The 11261-nt window shown below is 39.0% G+C and carries 7 protein-coding genes and 1 pseudogene; 4 read left to right on the plus strand and 4 right to left on the minus strand.

Annotation, left to right across the window (positions count from 1 at the left end):
• The first annotated feature begins 22 nt into the window (after window positions 1–22).
• The 4 genes from DP73_RS04295 (at window position 23) to DP73_RS04310 (ending at window position 6695) form a co-directional block, all read left to right on the plus strand.
• Complete coding sequence (locus DP73_RS04295; protein WP_034597728.1) at window positions 23–1615, plus strand: ATP-binding protein; 1593 nt, start codon at window positions 23–25, stop codon at window positions 1613–1615.
• A complete protein-coding gene (locus tag DP73_RS04300; RefSeq protein ID WP_034597729.1) occupies window positions 1590–3449 on the plus strand; it encodes a hypothetical protein in 1860 nt (619 codons plus the stop codon). Before DP73_RS04295 ends, DP73_RS04300 begins: the two co-directional genes overlap by 26 nt.
• Window positions 3450–4049: 600 nt before the next feature.
• Window positions 4050–5693, plus strand: a complete 1644-nt coding sequence (locus DP73_RS04305) for a hypothetical protein (protein ID WP_034597731.1) — start codon at window positions 4050–4052, stop codon at window positions 5691–5693.
• Between the two features lie 114 nt (window positions 5694–5807).
• Window positions 5808–6695 (plus strand): ParB/RepB/Spo0J family partition protein, encoded by an 888-nt coding sequence (locus DP73_RS04310; RefSeq protein ID WP_034597733.1) that lies wholly within the window; start codon window positions 5808–5810, stop codon window positions 6693–6695.
• Window positions 6696–6987: 292 nt separating this feature from the next.
• Here DP73_RS04310 and DP73_RS04315 read toward each other — a convergent pair whose 3' ends face one another.
• The 4 genes and pseudogenes from DP73_RS04315 to DP73_RS04330 form a co-directional block, all read right to left on the minus strand.
• Window positions 6988–8628: an IS1634 family transposase gene (locus DP73_RS04315; protein ID WP_242865693.1), complete on the minus strand. Its 1641-nt coding sequence runs from the start codon at window positions 8626–8628 to the stop codon at window positions 6988–6990.
• Window positions 8629–9105: 477 nt separating this feature from the next.
• Window positions 9106–9369 carry a hypothetical protein gene (locus DP73_RS23830; RefSeq protein WP_242865694.1) on the minus strand — a complete coding sequence of 88 codons (264 nt, stop codon included), beginning with the start codon at window positions 9367–9369 and terminating at the stop codon, window positions 9106–9108.
• 3 nt (window positions 9370–9372) lie between these two features.
• Complete coding sequence (locus tag DP73_RS04325) at window positions 9373–10521, minus strand: XRE family transcriptional regulator (RefSeq protein WP_034597735.1); 1149 nt, start codon at window positions 10519–10521, stop codon at window positions 9373–9375.
• 259 nt (window positions 10522–10780) lie between these two features.
• Window positions 10781–11261, minus strand: a pseudogene (locus DP73_RS04330) (hypothetical protein); the annotation flags it as partial.

The following is an 11261-nucleotide window of genomic DNA, read 5'->3' on the forward strand; positions in this document are numbered from 1 at the left end:
TTAAATTGAGAGGAGTGAATTAATGTACCAATATGTTTTCGGTGCAAATATATTAGAGAATCTTACGACAGGAATGTATCAAGATTCAAGAGTCATCTATCGCGAGTACATACAGAATGCATGTGATCAAATTGACAAGGCAGAACGGGACGGACTCTTGCTTCGAAGTGAAGGACGAATTCATATCTGGCTTGATCCCGATAGGCGTATAATCACTATCGAAGATAATGCAACTGGAATTCCGGCCTCTGATTTTCAGAAAACTTTAGGTAACATTGCCGATTCTGATAAGAAAATAGGTGAAGATAAAGGTTTTCGTGGTATTGGTAGGCTATGCGGGCTTGCTTACTGTAGAGAATTGGTTTTTACATCGACTGCAAAAGGCGAAACTATTATCTCCACTATGCGCTGCAATGCTCAAAAAATGCGTGAATTGATTGTTGCAAATGGCAAGGGTGAAAAACATACTGCAAGTGATGTTCTTCATTCTATAAACGAATTTACGACTGAAGATAAGTCGAATCCCAATGATCATTGGTTTAAGGTTGAACTTGTTGGTATTAACGATGCAAATACTGACTTGCTTGATTTTGCACAAATAAAGGAATATCTGTCTTTTGTGGCTCCTGTTCCGTATATTAACACTTTTATATTCCGAAAAGAGATTCATAAACATGCTGAAGAAATAAGGTATAATATTGATGAATATGATATCAAGCTGAATGGTGAAGCAGTGGTCAAGAAGTATAAGACGAACTTTAAAACTCACGCTAAAGGCGATGATGAGATTTTTTCCATTGAATTTAAAGATATCAGAGATTTAGATGGTAACCTTCTCACATGGATTTGGTGGGGGGTATCGCGTTTTAAGGCGGCTATTAATAAGGATTGCCAAATGCGAGGTCTTCGCTTGCGTAAAGAGAATATTCAGATAGGTGACGACGACGCACTGCAAAAACTATTTAAAGAAGACCGGGGGCATCATTATTTTATTGGCGAAGTTTTTGCTGTGGCGAAAGACCTGATACCGAACTCACAGAGAGATTACTTTAATGAAAATGAAACACGTAATCGATTTGAACGAGAACTTAAACTCTATTTTAACGATGAACTCAAAAGTATATATTATGGCGGTTCTGCCATAAATAGTGCGTTTGATAAGATAGATATCTTTGTGAGAAAAGAAGCGGAGTTTATAGTAAAAGAAGCGAATGGCGTGTTCGTAGATACCGCACACAGAGAAGCAGAACTCGATGAAATAAAGAAAGCAAAATCCAAAGCCGAAGAAGCAAAGAAAGAAATAGAAAAGAAAAAGCAAAAGGCTGATGAAAAAGATAATAACGTCATGGGAAGGTTAATCGAACGTATCGAAACGGAGCGTACTCAAAAACCACATATAATAATAAATGTAAAACCACCCGAACCAGATACTACAAAGGACACGAAGATTCCGTGGAGAACGGATAAGCTATCAAATTACAGTAAGAAAGAACGTAAACTTATATCAAAAATATTTGGCATTATTGTTAAATCTACTAACAAAGAGATAGCTGAAACTATAATTCAAAAGATCGAGGGCGAACTGCAAAATGAATCGAAGAGTGTTGCTCATTGAGCCAGATTATAAAAACAAATATCCACCTATGGGGTTAATGAAATTAGCCACATACTATCGTCGCCTTGAAGATGATGTGCGATTTTTTAAGGGAAATCTTAAAGAGTTTGCTGCGAGGCTCCTTTGTGAGGAGTTTTTTGATGAAGTTGGAGATACTTCTCTTGGCAAACACTTTCCTAAATTGATTGAACACATTAAGACGGGAAAATATGCTCCATTAGATGCTATCCCCGACTTTCGGAATAGCGAGTTGGAGAGAAAAATTAAAGTATATCGCCTTCGGTACAAGGCTGAGGACTTTCCAAAATTTGATATAGTAGGCATTACTACGCTGTTTACTTTTTACTGGAGTAAAACGGTTGACACAATTAACTTTGCAAAGAATTTTTGCAAGCACGACGGTAGAATGCTCGTGGGAGGTATTTCGTCAACCATTTTGCCAGATGAAATTATAAAAGAAACTGGAATTGACCCTCATAAAGGGTTGTTAAACGCACCCGGAATTTTAGATAACGACAATAAAGATATCATAGATGAATTGCCGTTAGATTACTCTATCCTTGATGAGATAGACTATAAGTATCCTGCAAATAATGCGTACTTTGGTTACATGACGAGGGGCTGTGTAAATAAGTGTGAATTTTGTGCTGTGCCAAGACTTGAACCAGATTACAGGGATTATATAGCTCTAAAACAACAAATCAAGGAGACAGAAGAACGCTTCGGTGCACAAAAAGACCTGCTTTTAATGGACAATAACGTTTTTGCATCAAAATTTTTTGATGGAATTATTGATGAAATAAAAGAATGTGGATTTGCGAAAGATGCAACGTATATGCCCCCAAGTGAGTATAGCCTCGCCATAGATAATCTGAAAGCTAATTATAATATTAGAGCGTATAGAAAAAAGATGATTGGAATCTATGACCGTCTTTCAAAAAAAATGAGCGAAGAAGACGCTGGTGACTTCTATCGCAAACGGGAAAAGCTAAATTTACTGTACGCCGAAGTGGCAACAAAAGACAATATCCTTGCTTTTGACGACATAGTTCGCCCACTATATGATAAAGCTTTTAGAAACATGAAACGCGCACGCTATATTGATTTTAACCAGGGTGTCGACGCAAGATTGGTCACTGACGCAAAAATGGCAAAACTATCAGAAATCAATATTCGCCCGCTTCGTATCGCATTTGACCATTATTCTATGAATAAGGTTTATATAAAGGCGATAAAATCAGCAGCTAAACACGGTATTACCGACCTTTCAAACTATCTACTTTATAACTATCAAGACAAGCCGGAAGAACTATACTATCGAATGAGGATTAACATAGATCTTTGCGAAGAACTTGGCGTCACAATTTACTCATTTCCAATGAAGTATCATCCGATTGATGACCCAAATTATTACCGCAATCGTGATTATGTTGGAAAAAACTGGAATCGTAAGTTTATTCGTGCAATACAAGCTGTACTTAATGCTACAAAAGGTAAAATTGGACGCGGCAAGGCATTTTTTGAGGAAGCGTTTGGAAAAGATATTGATGAATATAATAAAATTCTTTGGATGCCGGAAGCGTTTATTATTTACCGCCGAAAGTACGATGAAGAACTTCGGACTCGACTTGCGGATAGATACCAAAGTCATTATGATGATGAAAGTAATCTTGTGAACGAATGGTGGGATAAATTTAACGCTCTCGACGAGAAACAATTGCAAGTTGCAAAAGATATAATCGCGAGCAACCGATTTGCATACGAGGATATTGAACATTGTCGGGATAAGTTTGTGCGTGAAGTATTGGAGTATTACCGGATAAAGAGAGATTGATATTCAAGATATATGGAATGAGGATTGCTTTTTTACCCTTATTTTGCACTGATTACTACTCGGCGGAACATGCTTACGGGCAGTCACTTATTGTCGTTCCGCGTAGGTTCCATGATCCTCCGCGAAACAACAAGTTTCGCCGAGTAGTTCCCTATGAAATACCACCCAATCCAAGACCCAAAATATTTTAGGAACAGGACATTTATCGGAAAATATTGGAACAGGAAGTTTATACGCTCAATCCAAGCTATTCTTAATTCAACGAAGGGCAAGATAGGAAGGGGTAAATCTTTTTTTGAAAAAGCCTTCGGATGTGATGAGGATAAGTACGAAAAGCTTCTATAATATGCGTAATGATTATCTCAGATTTTACTATGAAGGGAGAAGGAGTGACCGATAGTTGGTGGAACATTTTTTCGGCTCTTCCTTCGCGTTCTCGAGTACTATACCATTAGCCGTAATGACGCAGAAGAGGCGATTAAGGCAATCAAAGATGCTGACAATTAGTAATATTTCGTTTGTCAAAGAAATTGTAAAATATAGATTGAAATATTAAAGTACTATCGGTAAAAGTAATGATCAAAACGGGGGAATGCAAAAATGGCACGAAATTATGAGTACAAGGAAGTAAATCTTTCTGACTTAATATTAGATGATGAAAACCCAAGATTTGCATCCAGCGTTTTGGTGCAGGACAGTACTACGAAGATTAGTCAGGATGCAATTATTAGCCACCTATTGCAATATGCTGATATTATTAAGCTTGCGAATAGAATAAATAGTGTTCAAGAATTACATGGTTCTGAACTTATCACCTGCTATAAAAGATATGATGGGTATGTTGTTCTAGAGGGTAACAGGCGTACATGTGCATGTAAGTTGCTGTTAGACCGTATGTTAATTCCGGATGATTATAAATCGAACTTTCCTTTTATAAAGGACGAAACTAAAGAAAACATCGGAAAAATCCTTGTAATTGTCTATCCAAACAGAGAATCGGTACAAGCGTATCTAAGCGATCGACATATTACTGGTGTAAAGAGATGGTCAGCACTGGAAAAGAATAATTATTATATGAATTTGTTCCAGACATATGGTGATGTTAGCAGAGTTCAAGAATTTACGAGTGATACTATAGGCACCATCAAGAAATCGATTAGAAAATATCAGTTTTTCATGGATGTTTTTCGTGTTTTGGAATCTCGGTATAACAATATTGAAATTGAAAAAATAGATTACCTACCTATGGTGGACAGATTCATGGATATATTAGTTGGGAATGATTCTGACATAGGCTTAAATCTTCATTTTGATGAAATAACCCAAAGATATTCATGTGAAAAGAACAAGTTGAAAAAATATAATGAGATTCTAATGCTCGTAGGTGAAGCTTTTTTACTACGTAAAGAAAAGAAAAATTGCAAAGACAGTGAATTGAGTAAAATTATAAGTACAGAAATCTATCGTATGGTTGATCAAAAGGAATTAATAATAAAAGATGAGCGAATCCCCGGACTTATCGATTTAATTAAAGAATATAAAAATTTAGTAATGCCTTCTACAGATAATAATGATCAATCAGGTGCACATCAAAGCCACGGTTCCGGTGACGACCACGATGATAAAGTTGATAAACCTAACGAAGACAATACAGATGATTCAGATGATAATGATGACACAAAAAACGGAGACGGTACAGATTCAGATAACAATACCAAAGACAAAGATGAATCTGATGAAGAGAAATATATGCCTCCTGCTAAGTATAAGTCAAAACAGACAAGGAAAGAATTCTTAAGTTTTACTGTTGATGAAGCAGAAAGTTTCGAAATAAATGGAAACTCAGATTATGAATCAAAAATAACAAGTTTGATTTATGACTTGTCCAATTTTTCTGTATATAAGCATCCTTATTCTTGTGCTCTATTATATAGAACATTGTTGGAAATAAGCACACGATTAGTATATGAGCGTTGTGCTTCTAGCGTGGGCAGACTATACAACGAAAATGATCTAGTTGGTAACATGAAATACTTAAACAACAATTTTCTGTTTATTTCTAAGACAGGCAAAGACATTCCAAAGCTTAAAGAATCGATTAAGACCTATTTAAATAGTACAGATATAATTCAAATTCTTAATCTTTATATACACTATCCCAATCCGGTGGACGAACAAATATTATTATCAACATGGAATAGTATGAAATTTTATATTCAGGCTTGCTTAGAAAAGAGCAAATAGAAATACTGCCAGGTTTACGTTTTATCATGGTTATAATAGCAGAATAACCAATAGAGAATAGGACAATTTATTTCTCACATAACCTTTCCTTAGGAGGATTGGGGGTGTGTTCCTATGCCCGGGCTTGTTGATAGGATTAGATTGTCCCAAATATTTCTGGACCCCTTATTTAGATGTGAAGAGGATACGCGATTAACGACAGATATCAGAAAGAACAAATTGGACAATCCATTAATCGTCGAGGGTCCAATCAACGATCACTATATTCTTGTAGACGGCTATAAGAGGTATATGAGCCTGGTTCACCTCGGATGGGAAAGTGTCCAATGTACTATCGAACCAGTATCGGATACTGCTTACCGCGTCGCAAAGCGGTTACGTCGGGACTACAATAAGCAAAAATTGCGGATTCCAGAACGGATCCGTTACGTCCATTGGTTGTTAGGTCTTCAGTGGGATATCAACAGGATTAGCGAGAAAACTGGCATTGCCCCTGCAGTTGTTCGTAAATATGAAAAGATTCGTGATATACCCCAGGAGTATAAGGATGTTATTAAGTCCTTAAAGCTTGGCCACGAGGCACTTTTAGCTTTAGATAGAATGCAAACCCGTGTTCCCGGTAGAACTTTTTATCAGATAGTCGATGAGCTCAAACGGAATAGATCGAATATCTTTGGATATCATGTAGAGGCGATTGAATATTTAACGAAGGTTCCTGAATTTAGTAGGCTGCCGGAAATAGCCGTCAAGCGTGCAATTCACAAAACTATCATCCATAATACGTTTAAGCAGAACGAAGCAAAAAAGATTGTTGATATAGAGGCTGTAGTTTCTGGAATAACGCAGGATGACTCATCAATTGAGCAATGCACGGATTACATTATTAAAGAGGCTAGCGAATTAGCCAATATTGTTTCACCAAACCTAATGAAAAACGTCACTTCACCGCAACGGAAGCAGATAGTGGCAGTATTTAAGAAGTGTCTGGAAAAAGCAAGATAAAATGCGACCAAGTGGAATTGGACACGTCTCTAATTATTAAATTTAGAGTTATGATTAAGTGAATATCAAAAGCCATGGACAAATGCGTCCATGGCTCTTAACCTTTAAAGCACATTATGAAACGTAGGATTAGTTAATATTAACCCAATCCCAGCCTCAATAAGGTCTTTTCAACAATGCTGACTGTGATGTATTTGGGATTAATCTTATTCCTGACTTTAGAAGTTAGAGGGGTAAAAAATAGCCGAATCGCTTGGAGCACAAGCGATTCGGCTATTTTAAAAATGTCCTATTATATTAGGCTTTTTGTTAAGTCTAATTTTGTGCATGAACGAAACTTAGTTAGTGTCATGTGTGTCTTCAGTTGAGGAAGCTTGAGGATCGTTGCCAAATCTAAATATACTTGGGATATCCGCGTCGGTGTGACTACATTGTTGGGATAGTCTCCCTGAACTAGGACTAGTGGATCCTGAATGGCCTGCATGATCTGAGCGGCAGAGATACTCTTTCCGCCAACCTCTTCAAGCAGGTATTGTGCATAGCGCAGCATACACAATGAAATGAAGCACATAGCAAAATGACCTTTTATGTGTTCATCATTCCACACAAAGACAGGACGCGCTCTAAGATCAGTCTTCAGTATCCGAAAACTCTCTTCGATCTTCCATAGTCCGCCGTATATCCTAGAAACTTGTTCAGTGCTTAAGTCCAAATTGTTAGTAATGACCGCATAATAACCGTCATAACGTGCGGCCTCTGCGATCTTCGCCTCATCTAGCTTCCAGTCTTCGGTGTCGATTTCCATCTGGAGGAACTGGTTGCAGCCTCTTTTTATGGCAGCCTTGAGCTGATATGGCTTGTCAAGGCGCTTCCTAAGCCTCTCAAGCATACGTTCTCTGTCGGAACGGTCTTTTTCAGCACGCTTGGCTGACCATGTTAGGTGTATCTTGACTGGAATGGTTTCGTGGTTATACTTCTTTGGCCTTCCCCGTTTCTTTTCAGTGGGGATCTCATCTTGTACGATGGGCACCTTGACCTCCAGTGACTGCTCTACAACCTTGGAGCGGAACGTTAGTTTGCCGTCGGAATCAATCGCTTCCTGCCACCCTTCTCCTTTCCACACGAGCTCCTTGAAAGCGTCGGGGGATCGCTTCAGGGTATAACTGATCACAAAATCGTGTCCGCCTTTGCAGAGGTATTCAAGATTACTCCCACTGTTGAGACCTCTGTCGGCAACCACAGTTATTTTATCCAATCGGTACAGGTTCTTGAGGTTTTCAACGGACTGTGTCAGCGTACTCTGATCCATTGTGTTGCCAGGAAACAACTCGTAGGTTATGGGGATGCCGTTGTTGTCCAGAAGCAAGCCCATAACTACCTGAACTTCGTTGTTCTTATGATCCTTCGAGAAGCCGAACATTCTCAGTTCACCCCAGCGTGTGCTCTCAAAGGCATATGTAGTGACGTCGTAGTAGGCTTCAGGGCCTTTGCGGTTAGTTTTCTTCTCGAAGAAATCTGCCAAGTGCCGTATTACCACATCTTTTTGATTTGAAAGAACATCCAGTACATCGTAGAGTACGTCGATACCCAATGGGTTTATTCCTGCATAGGATGTCTGTTCGGAAGCGCTTGCATGGATGCTAGAAGGTTCTGCACAACGATGGGCTACAAGATAGAACAGAGCTTGTGAGACGGCTGAAGCATTGCGCTTTCCACAACTCTCAATAAAAAATTTATCCAGTCCCAAAACGCTCCAGAGCTGCTTGATAAGTGCATGTCCAAATCTGAAGGAGGGTACAACGTCATTGGGTGAAGATATGTCCGAGACGGTTAGGTTGAGGGATATGGGTGCCTGAGATTCCTTTTTTGCCTTGGTAAGTTCAGCAGCCTCAACTTTGAGCTTGGCGATGGTATCAGGATCCTCAGCAAGCATTCGGTCATAGTTGCCTATGGTCTTTACGACATGAGTTTTCTTTTTAGTTGTTCCCGGTATGCGAGTATCTTCTCTGAACTGGACGAGAATTTTAAGGGTAAAAATACCCTGAAATCCGCTATATTAAGCGATTCTCAGGGTTCAAATTCCTCTATTTTGTTAAGAAACTCCTAAAGTCAGGATGCGTCCATGGCTCTTAACCTTTAAAGCACATTATGAAACGTAGGATTAGTTAATATTAACCCAATCCCAGCCTCAATAAGGCCTTTTCAACAATGCTGACTGTGATGTATTTCGGATTAATCTTATTAATATCTAGTATGATCTCTCTAGCATGTGTGGCAGGGAGTCGGCCAGATTCCACTAACATACAAATTAGTTCGATCCCCCAAATTAGCCTTACGCCTTCAGATTCACACATTTGCCTTAATGGTTTGTCATTTGTCACACAAGTCCAACCAAAACTTTTGGCGAGAATTAAACATAAGTTGTCTTGAAATGATAATGATCTTTTTTCTCTGCCGCCGTCATAACTTGGTCTAGTTCAGGTTCAACAAGTATAATCCCTAGTTCAGCGCAATCAATATCGTTAATTTCACTGATTTCATCTAAAACGGGTGTTGCTAAATATACTTGACCAACGTTAGTAGAAATCAATTTAATAATCGTTCGGTCACATTTTAAGAAATCAATAAGAATATTAGCATCTAATATTAAAAATTGACTCTTTGTAATTGCCATTCATTATACCCACGAAGAAACTATTTCTCGCATGGCTTCAAGATCAAGTCTGAGGATCTCAGCTCCACGGCTCATGGTAATTTCATCCCTTTCAATAGCTTTGCGGACCAATCTGGATAAACGATCTTCTACAAAGTGAGACGATGATAGGGAGTCTGGTTCAAGGGAACGTAATACTTCTGGAGTTTGTTGGAATTTGTCGGGTGACAAGGCCTCAGGTTCCTCAGTTATACTTAGGGTTTTGCCAGTCTTTAATTTATAGGCATGTTGGAATTTCCCCCAGATAGATTTTCCTGAACTTTCAGAAAGGCGGTACAGGACTGTTTTGTAACTAACCTGAAATATTCGCTTTACTTTGAGAACACGATTAATAAAAGGCAAGCCATAAGCGTCAGCCCATTCTGATTCAAAAGCAGCATCGGGCATTAAGAAATGGGACGCAAAAACATTAGCCTCTGTTTCTTGATCAGGTTCTTCAGCGCTTAATCCTACATCATAAGCGTCAAAATGCAAAAGTAAATGGCCAAGCTCGTGGGCAGCACTGAAAATCCATCGCTCAACAGAAATCCGTTCCCAAACGTTAACGATAATAGCAGGTCCCCCATCTTCTTCTGAAACGGATAAACCAAAGAAGCCATCGGATGCAAGACTTAGAGGGTATACTTTTATCCCACTTGAATCAAGTAAACCGGCGATATCGCGGATAGGTTCTTTCACTTTGAGTCCAAATAATTCTCTGGCCTGCTCAGCTGCGTATTTAGCTCTATTAGTTCTGTCATGCATTAAAGATAGTTTGTTGGCTAGCTCATGAAATAGATAATCTTCACGATCATTTAATAAACTTTCCAGATAATTATAATCGTCAAGCCATTGTGCTACTTCGTTCAATATATTGTCCCGACTATTCATTCTCTTCAACGCTCGAAATCGCACCTTATTTAAGGTTCGAATCGGGACGAACAAATCTTGGAGTTTTACTCCAACGCCAGAAGCAATATTTTGTAAGGTCGATACTTTTGGGGTTGAGATGCCATTTTCTATATTCCGATAGGCAACTCTAGAAATTCCGGCAGAATCGGCAACTTGTGCTTGACTTAAACCTTTGGCTTCACGAATTCGGCGGAGGTTCACGCCAATATTTTTTTGATCCATATACACCACCCTTTACCCTATTATATACAAAAAAACGATATTTGAATACATGATAACTAAACTTGTCAAGGAAATATTTGAGATGTATAATGTATTTGCTAAACTGATTTTTCAGACTATGTAGATACTCGGCGGAACATCCTTACGGGCATTCACTTTTTGTCGTTCCGCGTCGGGTCCAGGAACCTGCGCGAAACGACAAGTTCCCCGTTTGTGCTGAAGAAGACGGTGAAGGTCTTACCATGAACATTGCAAGATCTTAATTATTAATCCGTAAATTTGTCTTGATAGCGGGAGGCCATTCTTTTAGCATATTAGCCATGTTTTGCAGCATTTCCTGGGCAGCTGCCCGGTTTGTTTCTTTTTGTTCCGGGTTCATTTTGGCTAAGGCGGTAAGACTTCTCAGCAGCTCTTCAAAGGTCTTGCGGATGTTTTCGCGGTGAATGGAAAATTGGGCGTCGTAGGGTATGCTGGAGTTTTTGGCTTGTGCCGTTTTGAGCTGTTCTTCCAGCTCACTGATTTTCTCGGCTGAGGGAGCCGCTTCTGTAACTTCCTTCAGTTCCGACTGCTTTTCAGCGACTTTATCAAGCTCCTTTTGATACTTTAGTTTAAAGTCATCCACCTGTTTCTCCAGATCTTGGGTCTGGTTGCTTAAGCGGGCAATTTCCTTGTCTTTGCCGTCCAGTTCCTTTTTAAGGCTTTCTTTCTCCTCAATGGCTTGAGCTTTTTCTGCTTGGGCC

Origin of the sequence: Desulfosporosinus sp. HMP52, from assembly GCF_000765145.1 — a bacterium.
Lineage (GTDB): Bacteria > Bacillota > Desulfitobacteriia > Desulfitobacteriales > Desulfitobacteriaceae > Desulfosporosinus.

Coding starts and splice junctions, on each gene's coding strand:
- DP73_RS04300 (WP_034597729.1), top strand. CDS start 1,590: ATGAATCGAAGAGTGTTGCTCATTGAGCCAGATTATAAAAACAAATAT.
- DP73_RS04310 (WP_034597733.1), top strand. CDS start 5,808: ATGCCCGGGCTTGTTGATAGGATTAGATTGTCCCAAATATTTCTGGAC.
- DP73_RS04315 (WP_242865693.1), bottom strand. CDS start 8,628: ATGCTTGCTGAGGATCCTGATACCATCGCCAAGCTCAAAGTTGAGGCT.
- DP73_RS23830 (WP_242865694.1), bottom strand. CDS start 9,369: ATGGCAATTACAAAGAGTCAATTTTTAATATTAGATGCTAATATTCTT.
- DP73_RS04295 (WP_034597728.1), top strand. CDS start 23: ATGTACCAATATGTTTTCGGTGCAAATATATTAGAGAATCTTACGACA.
- DP73_RS04325 (WP_034597735.1), bottom strand. CDS start 10,521: ATGGATCAAAAAAATATTGGCGTGAACCTCCGCCGAATTCGTGAAGCC.
- DP73_RS04305 (WP_034597731.1), top strand. CDS start 4,050: ATGGCACGAAATTATGAGTACAAGGAAGTAAATCTTTCTGACTTAATA.